At 67.3% G+C, this 14026-nt stretch carries 12 protein-coding genes; 3 read left to right on the top strand and 9 right to left on the bottom strand.

What is annotated here, in order from left to right:
* Nucleotides 1-369 precede the first annotated feature (369 nt).
* On the bottom strand, nucleotides 370-2175 hold the full coding sequence (locus E3O06_RS08105) for an ABC transporter ATP-binding protein (RefSeq protein ID WP_134502549.1): 1806 nt from the start codon (nucleotides 2173-2175) through the stop codon (nucleotides 370-372).
* On the bottom strand, nucleotides 2172-4031 hold the full coding sequence (locus E3O06_RS08100) for an ABC transporter ATP-binding protein (RefSeq protein WP_134502547.1): 1860 nt from the start codon (nucleotides 4029-4031) through the stop codon (nucleotides 2172-2174). Before E3O06_RS08100 ends, E3O06_RS08105 begins: the two co-directional genes overlap by 4 nt.
* A gap of 155 nt (nucleotides 4032-4186) precedes the next feature.
* Here E3O06_RS08100 and E3O06_RS08095 point away from each other — a divergent pair, with 155 nt between their 5' ends.
* Nucleotides 4187-4918 (top strand): DedA family protein, encoded by a 732-nt coding sequence (locus E3O06_RS08095; RefSeq protein WP_241979984.1) that lies wholly within the window; start codon nucleotides 4187-4189, stop codon nucleotides 4916-4918.
* A gap of 121 nt (nucleotides 4919-5039) precedes the next feature.
* Here E3O06_RS08095 and E3O06_RS08090 read toward each other — a convergent pair whose 3' ends face one another.
* The 6 genes from E3O06_RS08090 to sucC all read right to left on the bottom strand — a co-directional run bounded on the left by E3O06_RS08090 (nucleotide 5040) and on the right by sucC (nucleotide 11944).
* Complete coding sequence (locus E3O06_RS08090) at nucleotides 5040-6119, bottom strand: Glu/Leu/Phe/Val dehydrogenase dimerization domain-containing protein (protein WP_134502545.1); 1080 nt, start codon at nucleotides 6117-6119, stop codon at nucleotides 5040-5042.
* A 136-nt stretch (nucleotides 6120-6255) separates the two neighbouring features.
* Nucleotides 6256-7923, bottom strand: coding sequence for a bifunctional phosphoribosylaminoimidazolecarboxamide formyltransferase/IMP cyclohydrolase (gene purH / locus E3O06_RS08085; protein ID WP_134502543.1), 1668 nt, complete (start codon nucleotides 7921-7923; stop codon nucleotides 6256-6258).
* The gene (gene purN / locus E3O06_RS08080) at nucleotides 7920-8513 is read right to left on the bottom strand and encodes a phosphoribosylglycinamide formyltransferase (protein WP_134502542.1); all 594 of its coding nucleotides are present in this window, start codon (nucleotides 8511-8513) and stop codon (nucleotides 7920-7922) included. The genes purH and purN overlap by 4 nt, the downstream gene beginning before the upstream one ends.
* A gap of 9 nt (nucleotides 8514-8522) precedes the next feature.
* A complete protein-coding gene (locus E3O06_RS08075; RefSeq protein WP_134502540.1) occupies nucleotides 8523-9770 on the bottom strand; it encodes a cell division protein PerM in 1248 nt (415 codons plus the stop codon).
* Nucleotides 9771-9873: 103 nt separating this feature from the next.
* Nucleotides 9874-10761 carry a succinate--CoA ligase subunit alpha gene (gene sucD / locus E3O06_RS08070; protein ID WP_134502538.1) on the bottom strand — a complete coding sequence of 296 codons (888 nt, stop codon included), beginning with the start codon at nucleotides 10759-10761 and terminating at the stop codon, nucleotides 9874-9876.
* A 13-nt stretch (nucleotides 10762-10774) separates the two neighbouring features.
* The gene (gene sucC, locus E3O06_RS08065; RefSeq protein WP_134502536.1) at nucleotides 10775-11944 is read right to left on the bottom strand and encodes an ADP-forming succinate--CoA ligase subunit beta; all 1170 of its coding nucleotides are present in this window, start codon (nucleotides 11942-11944) and stop codon (nucleotides 10775-10777) included.
* A gap of 250 nt (nucleotides 11945-12194) precedes the next feature.
* Between sucC and E3O06_RS08060 the strand changes: the two genes are divergently transcribed.
* On the top strand, nucleotides 12195-12905 hold the full coding sequence (locus E3O06_RS08060; protein ID WP_134502534.1) for a VIT1/CCC1 transporter family protein: 711 nt from the start codon (nucleotides 12195-12197) through the stop codon (nucleotides 12903-12905).
* A gap of 60 nt (nucleotides 12906-12965) precedes the next feature.
* Nucleotides 12966-13376 (top strand): DUF3054 domain-containing protein, encoded by a 411-nt coding sequence (locus E3O06_RS08055; protein WP_134502532.1) that lies wholly within the window; start codon nucleotides 12966-12968, stop codon nucleotides 13374-13376.
* Nucleotides 13377-13395: 19 nt separating this feature from the next.
* On the opposite strand, the gene E3O06_RS08050 is transcribed toward E3O06_RS08055, so the two are convergent.
* Nucleotides 13396-14007: a DUF6518 family protein gene (locus E3O06_RS08050; RefSeq protein WP_134502531.1), complete on the bottom strand. Its 612-nt coding sequence runs from the start codon at nucleotides 14005-14007 to the stop codon at nucleotides 13396-13398.
* Between the last annotated feature and the right edge of the window lie 19 nt (nucleotides 14008-14026).

Genomic DNA, 14026 nt, shown 5'->3' with positions numbered 1-14026 from the left:
ATTCATGCACGAACTCACGGATCTCCGCCGTCGTGAACCCTGAACTAATAGACATTTCCCTGCCTCCTACTGATCATGAACTGACTCACAACCAGCCTGACGCAGAGGGGGCGCGGGAGGTCTGGCCACATCCCAGGTCCCGCGCACCGGCTGAACTCCCGCGCAGCGTACTCGGCCCCGACCTGGGAGCAGCTGATACTCCCGCGCACCGGCGCAGGTCCCGCGCCGACCCACACAGTCAAGCGGATGCCTGCTGCCGGAGTTCCCGCGCACCGGCGCAGGTCCCGCGCAGCGGCAAAACCCCAGCGCCGCCCGCCAGACCCAGACCCAGACCCAGACCCAGACCCAGACCCAGACCCAGACCTAGACCTAGACGAGTGACTCGCGCCAGGCGGCGTGCATGGTCGCGAAACGGCCCGTTCCGGAGATGAGCTCATTCGGGGTGCCGTCCTCCACGATGCGGCCGTGTTCCATCACGAGCACCCGGTCTGCGATCGCCACCGTCGACAGGCGGTGGGCGATGATCACGGCCGTGCGATCGGCCAGCAGGGTCTGCAAGGCCTCCTGCACGAGCCGTTCGCTCGGAATGTCGAGCGACGAGGTGGCCTCATCGAGGATGAGCACGGCCGGGTTGGCGAGAAAAGCCCTGGCAAACGAGATCAGCTGCCGCTGTCCGGCCGACACCCGCCCGCCCCGCTTGTTCACGTCGGTGTCATACCCGTTCGGCAGGCTCTCGATGAAGTCGTGGGCACCGACGGCGGCCGCGGCGGCGCGGATCTCGTGCGCCGAGGCATCCGGTTTGCCGATGGCGATGTTTTCGGCGATCGAGCCGCTGAACAGGTACGCCTCCTGGGTGACCATGACGATCGCCCGGCGCAAGTCCTTGGGGTGCAGGTCGCGCAGGTCCACCTCGTCGAGCCGTACCCGGCCCTCGGTCGGGTCGTAGAAGCGGCTCATGAGCTTGGCGAGAGTGGACTTTCCGGCGCCGGTCGACCCGACCAGGGCAATGGTCTGCCCGGCCGGAATGTCGAGGTCGAAGTGCGGCAGAATTTCCCGATCGGCCTGGTAAGCGAACTGCACGTTCTCGAATCGCACCCGCCCGCTGGCTTCCCAGAGATCCACCGGTGCCACCGGATCGGGCACCCCTGGACGTTCCTCGAGCACACCCGAGATCTTCTCGAGCGCCGCCGCGGCCGACTGGTAGGAGTTGTAGAACATCGCCATCTCCTCCATCGGGTCGAAGAACCGGCGGGTGTAGAGCAGCGTGGCGAGCAGCGCGCCGATGGCGAGTTGGCCATCGGCCACCCGAAAACCGCCGACCAGCAGCACAGCGGCGACCGTGACGTTGCCGATCAGCACGAGTCCAGGGTCGAACACCCCGAACAGCTGGATCACGCGGGCATTGACCCTCCGGTAGCTTTCGACGAGCGCGCCGAACACCGTCTCGTTGTACTTTTCGGTGCGAAACGCCTTGACGGCGCGAATGCCGGTCATCGTTTCAACGAACCGCACGATCAGGCTCGCCGACGCGACCCGCGACTGCCGGAACAGGCTCTGCGAGCGCACTTGAAACCAGCGGGTGAGGATGGCAAGCGGCAGCAGGGCGCCGAGCAGCACGAGCCCGCTGGTACCGTCGAGCAGCACGAGGGCAATCGCGGTGAACGACATATAGAGGATGCCCTGCACGAGCTGGTTGATGCCCGAGTCGAGCAGTTCCCGAATGGCGTCGAGGTCGCTGGTCTGGCGGGAGATGATGCGCCCCGAGGTGTACGACTCGTGAAATTCCAGGCTCAGCTTCTGCGTGTGCAGGAACACCCGCTTGCGCAGGTCGATCAGCACGGCCTGGCTCACCCGGGCGCTCAACACGGTGTACCAGGCGATCAGCAGCGCACCGAGCACGCCGGCGACGAGGTAGATGGCGCCGGTCGCGGCGAGCGGCATCCAGTCGTGCCGCAGCAGGGCGGGCAGGCCGCGGTCGATGCCGAGGGCGATCAGCGCCGGGCCGGCCACCTGGGCGGCGGTCGAGACCACTACCACGAGCATGGCGAGCACGACCTTGGCGCGCACCGGAAAGAGCAGGGAGCCGAGCAGCCGCAGCGAGCGGGCCCGAATCTGCTTGCTTTCGGTCTTGCTGAAGTCATGGCGTTCTTCGCCCGTGACTCCGGTGACACTCACAGTGCTTCCTCCGCTCGGTTCGATTCTCGGCGTTCTTCGTCTTCCAGGCTGGAGATGACGAAGGTGTAGTGCGGGCTGGCGCGCAGTAGCTCGGAGTGCGTGCCGACGGCTGTGATGCGGCCGTTCTCGAGCAGCGCCACCCGGTCGGCGAGCATGACCGTCGACGGCCGGTGCGCGACGATGAGCGCGGTGGTGTCGACGAGTACCTCGCGCAACGCATTCTCGACGAGTGATTCGGTGTTCACGTCGAGCGCCGAGAGCGGATCGTCCAAAATGAGAACGGCTGGCCGCGCCGCGACGGCGCGGGCCAGCGCGAGGCGCTGACGCTGGCCGCCGGACAGGCTCATGCCTTCCTCCCCGACGAGGGTGTCCACGCCGAGCGGCAGGTCGTGCACGAACCCGGCCTGCGCGATCTGCAGGGCCTGCGCCAGGGCGGCATCCGCTTCGGGGCTGGCTTCGGCCAGATCGGCGCGGCCAAGCAGCACGTTGTCGCGAACGGAGGCCGAGAACAGCGTCGCATCCTCGAACGCCATCGCGAGGTGGCGGCGCAGTTCCTCGCGGGTGAGCGCCCGCACGTCGACGCCGTCGAGGGTCACCGCGCCCGCCGTCACGTCATACAGGCGGGTGGTGAGCGCCGTGAGGGTGGACTTGCCGGAGCCGGTGAGGCCGACGAGCGCCATGGTCTCGCCGGGTTCGAGTACGAGGTCGATGCCGTTGAGCAGGTCGGGAAAGCGCTCCGGCGAATCCGGGTAGCGAAAGTGCACGTTGTCGAAGGCGAGCCGGCCGAGCGGCGCGACGAGGGTGGCCGGGTGTTCGGGGTCGGTGATCTCGTTCGGGGTGTCGAGGATGTCGAAGAATCGGTCGGTCGCGGTGCGCGCGTCGAACGTCATCGACAGCAGGAACCCGATCGACTCCACCGGAAAGCGCAGCACGGTCGCCGTGGCGAAGAACGCGAGCAGCTCACCCCCACTGAGGTCGCCCTGGCTAGTGAGCCAGACGCCGGCCACGAGGCAGAGCGCGAACGCGACGTCTGGCACGAGCAGCAGCCAGAGCCAGATGCCGGCGATGGCACGCGCCTTCTCGATCTCGGTGCCGCGCAGGCTTTCCGCCTGCGAGGCGAAGTTCTTGAGCGCGAAGGAGCCGCGGCCGAAGGCTTTGAGCACGCGGATGCCGTGCACCGACTCTTCGACCGCGGTCGCGAGGTCGCCGGCCTGGTCCTGGCTGCGCCGGGCGATCACCGAGTATTTCTCTTCGAAGACGTAGCCGTAGATCCAAATCGGAATGGAACAGACCACGAAGATCACACCGAGCAGCCAGTGCATCCAGAGCAGGATGGCGACGCCGACGACGATGGTGAGAAAGTTGACGACGAGCAGCACGAGCCCGAACGACACCCAACGGCGAATGAGGTTGAGGTCGCTGACGGCGCGGGAGAGCAGTTGGCCGCTCGGCCAGCGGTCGTGAAAGCTCACCGGCAGGTCCTGCAGCCGGGCGTAGAGGTGGTTGCGCATGCGCGCTTCGATATGGGTGCCTGGAGTGAGCACGAACCAGCGGCGCAGGGCGATCATGATGGCCTCGACCACGCCGAGGGCGAGCACGATCCACACGGCCGGCCAGATCTGGGAGGCGCTGCCGCGGCCCACTCCACTGAGCGGGCCGTCGACGAGCCAGGCCAGTACCTGCGGAATGGCCAGGGCCACGAGCCCGGCGAGCAGCGCGGCGACCATGCCGAGGTAGAGGCGTGGCAGGGCCGGTTGGGCATAGGGGTAGAGCCGTTGCAGGCTGCGGAAGGTGTTGCGGCGCGCTGGCGGGATGCCCGAAGGAGGTCGTGGGGCGGGTGCAGTTGTGGTGGTCATGGTCCAGTCCTGATCGGGCAGCCTTCCAGAATATGGCGGATGGGGGGCAGAACGCAAAGTCTCAGTCGGGGAACGGCATCCGCTCGGCCAGTACCGATACCCCGGGGCTTCCCAGCGTTCCGTCACGTAGTCTGGGTTCTGCGCCTCTCGTTGGCATGGCCATGCCCCGCGCGCTCGCCCCGTTGGAAGGATTCGTCATGCTGCCCACCCTGTTCGGAATCGATTTTCTCGACTCTGAGTGGCTGATCCACTCGTTTGGATCGTTCGTGCTGCTGGGCGTCGCCGTGGTCGTGTTCGTTGAGACCGGGTTCATCGTGCTGTCGTTCCTGCCGGGTGATTCACTCTTGTTCACCGTCGGCCTGCTCACCGCGACGGGCGTGGTGCCGCTGCCGATCTGGGTGACCTGCCTGGTCGTGTTCATCGCCGCGTTCGCCGGCGATCAGCTCGCTTATGTCATCGGTCGTAAAGCCGGCCCGGCCGTGTTCTCGCGGGAGAAGAACCGGTTCTTCAACCCGAAAAACGTCGAACGCACCAACGCCTTCTTCGCCAAGCACGGCGGCAAGTCCATCATCCTGGCCCGTTTTCTGCCCATCTTTCGAGCCTTCGTGCCCGTTGCCGCCGGCGTCGGCAAGATGCGTTACCGCAGCTTCGTGACCTACAACGCGATCGGCGCCTTCGCCTGGGGCGTCGGCCTCACCCTCGTCGGATTCTTCCTCGGCCAGTTCGCGTTCGTTGCCAAGTACTCCGAATTCTTCATCATCGGCATTATTTTGCTCTCCGGGATTCCGATTCTCACCGAGCTGGCCAAGGCCGCGAGCACGACGCTCAAGGAGCGCCGGGCGGCCGCCCGCGTTCAGCCGACGATCCCGTCCGACCTGCGCGAATAAGCCCTGCCGCGACCGCGTCGTCGCGCGGCCGAATACTGCTCCGGTCGACGGCAGCTGCACACGCGGGTGGCCTGCCGGGCGCGCGAGCAGCTTTTGCACGCGCGAGCAGCACGGGCACGCGCTACCGGGTGGCATCCAGGCGGGTCGCGGCGAGTAGCTCGGCGGCTGCGAGCGTCGTGATCTCGCTAGCGCGGGCATCCGTGAAAATCTGAGTGAGCACCGAACCGATCGCAGCGACGCGCGCCGAGATCTGGCCGAGGTCGGCGTTCGGTTCGCTCGCCAGGTCGAGGTAGACGACACCGCCGGCGTTGACGACGAAATCCGGTGCCCAGAGGATGCCCCTCGCATCCAGCTGGGCCGCCCCGGCCGGGCCCGCGAGCTGATTGTTGGCGGCGCCGCAGACGCCGAGCACGTTGAGCTCCGCGATCACGGCTGAGGTCAGCACCCCGCCGAGGCCGCACGGCACGAACAGGTCGGCGTGCACCCGGTGCGCGTCGGCGACCGACACCCAGCTCGCGCCGAGCTCGGTGGCGAGCGCACGCTTCTCCGGGTTGATGTCGGTAACGGTGAGGGTGGCGCCAGCGGTCGCCAAGGCCGTGGCGAGGCGACCGCCGACCTGGCCGAGGCCCGAGATCACCAGGTGGCGGCCGCGTACCTCGCGGCTGCCGAACAGGGCCTCCAGGGTGGCTTCGATGCTCGCGTACACGCCGGCGGCTGTGGCATCCGCTGGTTCGCCGACGCCGCCGGTCGCAGCGGGCAGGCCGCAGACATGACTCGTGCGTTCGGCGACGATGGCCATGAGTTCGGCACTCGTGCCGACGTCTTCGGCGGTCATGTAGGCGCCGTTCAGGCTTTCGATGGCGTCACCGAGGTCGAGCATCGCCAGCCGCTTCTGCGCATCCGTCAGCACCGTGCTGAGCGGCAGGTAGATCACCGATTTGCCGCCGCCGCGGTTCAGGCCGGCAGCCGCGTTCTTGAGGGTCATGGCGGCGGAGAGGCGCAGGGCGTCGGCGACCGCGTCGGTCCAGGTCGCGTATTGCCAGAGGCGGGCGCCGCCGAGGGCCTGGCCGAGGCGGGTGGAGTGGACGGCCACCGTGATCATCAGTCCGGAGCGTTCCCCGGTCGTGATCAGTACTTTCTCATGGGACAGCGTCGTCTGTGCGAGAGAATCGAGGGCGGCGGCGGGGTGCGTGAGGGTCATGGAAACTCCGTTGTTTCGGGCCTTGTGGGCCGGATGCGGCGGCGCCGGTGTGTGGAACCGCCACGAATAGGATATCCGGAGTGGGTACGCAAAAAGCACCCCCGATTCACTATCGAGGGTGCTTCCGGCGCTTGGGCTAGTGGAAGAAGTGGCGCTCTCCCGTGAAGTACATCGAGACACCGGCTGCAGCCGCTGCGGCGATGACCTCGGGGTCGCGTACCGATCCGCCGGGCTGCACGACAGCCGCGATTCCGGCTTCGAGCAGCACCTCGAGTCCGTCAGCGAAGGGGAAGAACGCGTCCGACGCGGCGACCGAACCCTCGGCCCGTTCTCCGGCGCGGCTCACGGCGAGGTGGCAGGAGTCGACCCGGTTGACCTGGCCCATGCCCACACCAACGGATGCCCCGGCGTGCGCGAGCAGAATGGCGTTCGACTTCACGGAACGGCACGACTTCCACGCGAATTCGAGGTCGGCGCGCATGACGGCATCCACTTCGGGGCCGGCCACGAGCGTCCAGCCGGCCGAGCTGAAGTCTTCGAAGCTGTCGGTCTCCTGCACGAGCAGGCCGCCCGAGATCTGGTGCAGTTCGAGCGAGGAACGCTCGTAGTCGGCGGGCAGTTCGAGCAGGCGGATGTTCTTCTTCTTGGTGAGCAGTTCCACCGCGGCCGGCTCGAAACCGGGGGCCACGAGCACCTCGGTGAAGATCTCACTGATGGTTTCGGCCATGCCGAGCGTGACGACGCGGTTCGCGGCGATCACGCCGCCGAACGCGGAGATCGGGTCGCAAGCGTGGGCGCGCAGGTGCGCGGACGCGATGGCATCCGGTGCGTTCGGCTTGGCGATAGCGATGCCGCAGGGGTTGGCGTGCTTGACGATGGCGACGGCCGGTTCACTGAAGTCGAAAGCGGCGCGTACCGCGGCATCCGCGTCGACGTAGTTGTTGTACGACATGTCCTTGCCGTGCAGCTGCCGGGCCTGGGCGATGCCGCGGCCGCCTTCGCCCACGTAGAGCGCGGCGGCCTGGTGCGAGTTCTCGCCGTAGCGCAGAATCGCCTCGCGGGTGACCTCGATGCCGAGTCCCTCGGGGAACGGCGACTCGTCGTCGTCTTCCTCCTCGGCTACCTCGAACGTGACGTCCTCGTCGAGGGCCTCGGTGTCGTCCTGCCACTGGTCGTAGACGTTCTCGGTGAACCAGGCTGACACACTCAGGTCGTAGTCGGCGGTGTGCTCGAACGCGAGCGAGGCGAGCTTCTGGCGCAGCTTGAGGGTCGAACCGCCAGCGGTGACGGCCTCGATGATCTCGCCGTAGTTGGCCGGGTCGACGACGATGGCCACGTTGGCGTGGTTCTTAGCGGATGCCCGCACGAGCGCCGGTCCGCCGATGTCGATCTGCTCGATCACGTCGGCCGGCTCGGCGCCGCTCTCAACGGTCTCCACGAAGGGGTACAGGTTGACGACGACGAGCTGGAACGCCTTGATGCCAAGCTCGTCCAGCTGCGCTTCGTGGGTTTCGAGGCGCAGGTCGGCGAGGATTCCGGCGTGCACGCCGGGGTGCAGGGTTTTGACGCGGCCGTCGAGCGATTCCGGAAAGCCGGTGACAGCCGCGACGTCGGTCACGTCGTAGCCGGCGGCGCGAATGGTGGTCGCCGTGGATCCGGTGGAGACGATTTCGACGCCATCCGCTGTCAATGCTGCGGCCAGCTCGAGCAGGCCGGTCTTGTCGCTCACGGAGATGAGTGCGCGCTCGATGCGGATCTGGTCCAGGTTACGGTACGAGCTGGGCGCGTTGGTGTGTCCACTCATGCGTTGGAGTTCTCCTTGAGGTTCATGTGTCCGTTGGCGATGTCGAGCACGGCCTGGATCAGCAGGCGCCGCTCGACGATCTTGATGCGATTCTGCAGGGAAGTTTCGGTGTCACCGGGCAGAACGGCGACGCGTTCCTGCACCAGGATGGGGCCTTCGTCGACACCGTTGTCGACCACGATGATGCTGGCGCCGGTCTGCACGGCCCCGGCGGCGAGGGCGTCGCGCACGGCGTGCGCCCCGGGAAACTCGGGCAGGTAGGCCGGGTGCGTGTTGATCAGGTTCGGCGACAGGGCAGCGACCACGCGTGGCGGTAGCAGGCGCATCATGCCGCTGAGCACGACCAGGTCGGGCTGCCACTGCTGAATCTGTGCGAGCAGTTCGTCGCCCCAGGCGGCGCGGTCGGCGAACGAGGAAAAGGGAACGGAGAATGCGGGGATGCCGAATTCGACCCCCAGCCCGAGCCCGTCGGCGTCGCGGTCGGCGCCGATCGCGACTATTCGGGCCGGAAACTCGGCGTCTTCTGACGCCTCCAGCAGGGCTCGCAGATTGGATCCTCCGCCGGAGATCAACACGACAATAGACAGCACGGTTTGAGCTTACCGTTTGACGCGGCGCACTGACGGGAGTCGCACCCGGCCGCCCAGCATGCCGAGGGCAGCCGCGACCCCGATCTCGGCGGCGGCCAACGCACCGACCAGCAGCGGATTCGGCCCGACCTCCACGAGACGGCCGGGGCCCATCGCTCCGGCCGACCACCAGGCGAGCAAGCCGAGCAGGGCGCCGCCGACGACGCCCATGCCGAGACCGGTGAGCACGTGTTCGAGCGTCGTGCGTTCGGGCACACCCGAACGGTCCAGAAATTGCCGGGTCACGACCGCGAAGGCGAAGCCCGTGAGCACGGGCACGAGCAGGCCGACAAACCCGTAGCTGGGGGTGCCCTGTGGCAGCGCGCCGAACAGGGGCAGGCCGGGCAGGGTTCCCACGACGGTACCGATCGGCGAGACGGTGGTTCCCACACCGAGTGCGATGCCCGGCCCGACGAACCACGCGGCGGCCCAGATGACGAGGTTGGGAATGAGGGCGAGCTGGGCGAGGGTGATGGTGGCGCCGCCGAAAACGCCGGCCTGCACCGCCTCGTACAGCCCGATGATGGTCGCGTAGTTGACCGCGATGAGCACGGCCACGGCCACGGCCGACACGATCAGCACCCCGGCGGCCGCCGCCGTTCCACCACGCAGGGCGCCCTCGATGACGGTGCGGGCGGTCTGCGGCATCCGCTGGTACCACGAGCGGATGCCTCGGCTCACCCGATCCAGACCCTCCACAACCCCCACGGTCTTGCGCCGCCCCAGTTCAGCCCCCGCCAGTACTCCGACGGCATAGATGAGCGTCGGCAGCACGAGCCCCTGCAGCTGGTTGGGCGTGACGGTTGCCGACACGGCGGACAGGGTCACGAGCGTGGCCAGAAGCGCATAGGTGCCCACGGCGACGGCGACGCCGGTCCAGCGGTGCGGGGTTTCTGCGGCGCGACGACCGGTGTGCACGCCCATGAGCACCGAGAGCATCGCAAACCCGAGCGGTACCACCGAGATCAGAAACGGGGTGTCTGCGCCGGCCAGGCCGAGCGCCGCGGCCACGTCGGGGCCGAGTTGCACCGTGAGGTCGACGCCGTTGCCGAGCAGCCAGATATCCGCGGCAGCACGCCAGAAGACGAACCATTCCACCGAGAGTCCGAAGTGGGCGGCCCAGAGTACGGTGAGCGGCACCATGGCGATACCGATGCCGATGGCGACGACAAGTAATGCCTCGAGAGCGGCGAGCAGGGCGGTCGTTATGCGGTTCATCCGTTGCGAGCCTATATCGCCGGGCCGACATTGCCCGCCAGCCCGCGCCCACGCACGCAAAAGGGGCCCGCCGACAATCCGGCGAGCCCCTCGGGTGAGCGAATTACAGTGCGGCGAGTGCCTCGCGCAGCAGGGTCGCAGCCTCGCTCGGCGTCTTACCGACCTTGACTCCGGCGGCCTCGAGGGCCTCCTTCTTGCCCTGGGCGGTTCCGGCTCCGTCGGAGACGATGGCGCCGGCGTGGCCCATGGTCTTGCCCTCTGGGGCGGTGAAACCGGCGACGTAGCCGATGACCGGCTTCGTGACGTGTGCCTTGATGTACTCGGCGGCCTTCTCTTCAGCGTCGCCGCCGATCTCGCCGATCATGACGATGGCGAGCGTCTCCGGGTCGTTCTCGAAGGCTTCGAGCGCATCGATGTGCGTGGTGCCGATGATGGGGTCGCCACCGATTCCGATCGCGGTGGAGAAGCCGAGGTCCCGCAGTTCGTACATCATCTGGTAGGTCAGGGTGCCCGACTTGGAGACGAGTCCGACCGGGCCCTTGACGGTGATGTTCGCGGGCGTGATGCCGACGAGTGCCTCACCGGGCGTGATGATGCCGGGGCAGTTCGGGCCGATGATGCGCGTCTTGTTGCCCTTTTTGATGGCGTAGGCCCAGAACTCGGCCGAGTCCTGCACCGGGACACCCTCGGTGATGATGACGAGCAGCGGAATCTCGGCGTCGATCGCTTCGATGACGGCGTCCTTGGTGAACACCGGCGGTACGAAGATGATCGACACGTCGGCGCCGGTCTTCTCGACGGCCTCGGCGACCGTGCCGAACACGGGCAACTCAACGCTGCCGTGCACGACGGTGGTGCCGGCCTTGCGGGCGTTCACGCCACCGACGACCTGGGTACCGGCCTTGAGCATGAGAGCGGTGTGCTTGGTGCCCTCACCTCCGGTGATGCCCTGAACGATGACCTTGGAGTCTTTGTTGAGGAAGATTGACATGCTTGGTTGTCCCTTACTTCGCTGCGTGGGCGAGCTCGGCGGCCTTGGCGGCGCCCTCGTCCATGGTGGCGGCCAGTGTTACGAGCGGGTGGTTCGCCTCAGCGAGGATGCGACGACCCTCCTCGACGTTGTTACCGTCGAGGCGCACCACGAGCGGCTTGTTGGCGGCAGCGCCGAGCTCGGCGAGTGCGCCGACGATGCCCTTGGCGACGGCATCACACGCGGTGATGCCACCGAAGACGTTGACGAACACGCTCTTGACCTGCGGGTCACCGAGGATGACGTCGAGGCCGGCGGCCATGACCTCAGCGGATGCTCCGCCCCCGATGTCGAGGAAGTTGGCCGGCTTGACGCTGCCGAAGTTCTCGCCGGCGTAGGCGACGACGTCGAGGGTGCTCATGACGAGCCCCGCGCCGTTGCCGATGATGCCGACTTCACCGTCGAGCTTGACGTAGTTGAGGCCGGCAGCCTTGGCCTTGGCTTCGAGCGGGTCAGCCGCGGCGGCGTCCTCGAGGAGGGCGTGCTTGGGGTGACGGAAGTCGGCGTTCTCGTCGATCGTGACCTTGCCGTCGAGGGCGATGATGTCGCCCTCTTCAGTGAGTACGAGCGGGTTGACCTCGACCAGGGTCGCGTCTTCACCCTTGAATACGTTGTACAGCTTGACGAAGACCGGGGCGACCTTGTCGACGAGCTCGGCCGGGAACTTGGCGTCAATGGCAATCTGCTTCGCCACGTCGAGGTCGATGCCGACCGTCGGGTCAACGGCCGTGTAGGCGAGCGCTTCGGGCTTCTCCACAGCGAGAACTTCGATTTCCACGCCACCCTCATAGCTGGCGAGCGACAGGTAGGACCGGTTGGACCGGTCCAGCAGCACGGAGAAGTAGAACTCCTGCTTGATGCGGGCTCCGCCGGCCACCATGACGCGGTGAACGGTGTGACCCTTGATGTCCAGGCCCAGGATGCCCTGGCCTGCGGCCTCGGCGTCGTCCGGGGTCTTGGCTACCTTGACGCCGCCGGCCTTGCCGCGGCCGCCGACCTTGACCTGCGCCTTGACGACGACAACGCCGCCGAGCTTCTCGGCCGCTGCACGTACTTCGGCGGGGGTGTCCGCGATGATGCCCGGCAGAACCGGCACACCATATTCCTCAAAGAGGTCTCTCGCTTGGTATTCGTAAAGATCCACGCTGCTCTTCCAATCCGCGTCTTGGCGATCACACCGCCGGTGAAGATATATGAGGTTGTTGGTAACAGCAGTCCAGCCGTAAATTAGCTCGACATCAAGACATACCGGCCCGTGGAAACTCTATCGCGTGAATCGAACGTCAAGGCGCACTCTGCAACCGCGCCGACCGGATGCCAGAGCAGCCGAAGGCTAGCCGAAGGCTAGCCACACCTTGCTGGACGATTGCTGCGCCGAGTGCTTATCTGGGACCATGACTGATCTCGCCCAAGCGGTGGAACCGCACGCCGCCGGCCTCGCCTCCCGGCTGAACTGGCTGCGCGCCGGTGTTCTGGGCGCGAACGACGGAATCGTCTCCGTCGCCGCCCTCGTCGTGGGTGTCGCCGCCGCCACGACGGACTCCCACGTCATTCTCATCGCCGGTGTCGCAAGCCTGCTCGCCGGCGCGATCTCAATGGCCCTCGGCGAGTACGTGTCGGTGAGCAGCCAGCGCGACTCCGAACGGGCCCTGATCGCCAAGGAAACCTGGGAACTCGAGAACGAACCAGACGAGGAACTCGCCGAACTGGCCGGATTCTACGAAGCCAAGGGTCTCTCCAGCCAGACCGCCCAGCAGGTGGCGATCGAGCTCACCCAGCATGACGCCCTCGCCGCCCACCTCGAGGTTGAGCTGCACATCACCGAGCAGGACGTGTCGAACCCGTGGCACGCGGCCTACGCATCCGCTATCGCCTTCACCGTCGGTGCCGCGCTCCCCCTGCTCGCCGTACTGCTGCCGCCGGCTGAGTACCGCATCGGCGCCACGTTCGTCGCGGTACTCATCGCACTCGTCGTCACCGGCTGGCTCAGCGCCCACCTCGGCAGCAGCCCCAAGCTGCGGGCCATCGCCCGCATCGTCATCGGCGGCATCCTCGCCCTCGCCGTGACCTATGTGATCGGCGCCCTCATCGGCGGCAGCGTCTGATCGAGTTGGGCTCACAGCCAAAACCGGGTTACGCCGGGGCTGCGTGGCTAGGCTGAAAAGATGGCATCACTGCACATCGGGGCCGGCCCCATTCCTCGATCATCAATCATCGTGGCGGGCGTGCTCGACGCGGTTCTCGTGCTCTCCTTCGCGATCATCGGTCGCTTGAGCCACGGCGAAAGCCTCGCCGGCCTCGGCGTCACGTTGTGGCCGTTCCTCGGCGGGTTGATCATCGGCTGGCTGCTGCTGCGCGCCTGGCGTCACCCACGCGACATCGTCTGGACCGGTCTCGGCATCTGGCTCGCGACCGTGGCCGGCGGGCTCCTGCTGCGTCTGGCCAGCGGCCAGGGCGTTCAGCTCAGCTTCGCGATCGTCACGACCATCGTGCTCGGCCTGTTCTTGCTCGGCTGGCGCGCCATCGCCGCGCTCGCACGCCGCCGCCCGCCCCAGCGGATGCCCTCCCCGGCCTAGTCTGTGGGTTCCAGCCGGCTCAGCCCACGGCGATCGCGTCAAAGAGCAGGTACGCGCCGAACAGGGCAGCCGCCATCAGCGCGGCCAGCCCGAGCGCGAGCATCTGGTCGGGCCAGCGTCGCCCGCCGCCGAGCGCCAGCAGCACGCCGACGGCACCCTCGCCCCGCCATTGCGGGCCGCCGATCAGCAGCGCGCCGTAGAACGCCTCACCGAGGATGAGCCCGCTCATCACGGCCAAACCCAAGCGGTGCCAGAGCGGATGCCGGCGGCCAGCCAGGTCACCCGCCAGCCCACATAGCGCTCCGGCGCCGATGGCGACGATAGCCCACAGCGCGAGCACGCGGGGTGACTGCGGCTCCGGGTCGAGCACGGTCCAGGTCGCAACCATCGCCACCAGCGTGGTCGCGCCGAACAGAATCGCGCGTGAACCGCGAGCTCGGGTCAGAGCGACAACAGTGAACGAAAGCAGGCCCCACAGCGCACTGGTATTGGCGAGGGTGGTCCACGGTTCCGGCAGCACTGCGTAGAGCGCTCTGGCCAGCAGCCCGGTCGCAATCCCGGCGCCGAGCGCCACGAGCAGACGGCGGGAGAGCGTCGCTGGCCGTCGCATCCGCTCATCGCTCAGGGTCATGCTGCGAGCCTAGGCGGTC

The organism is Cryobacterium glaciale, assembly GCF_004402535.1.
Classification (GTDB): Bacteria; Actinomycetota; Actinomycetes; order Actinomycetales; family Microbacteriaceae; genus Cryobacterium; species Cryobacterium glaciale.
The sequence above is the reverse complement of the archived record's forward strand: the minus strand, read 5'-3'. Positions and strand labels throughout refer to the sequence as shown.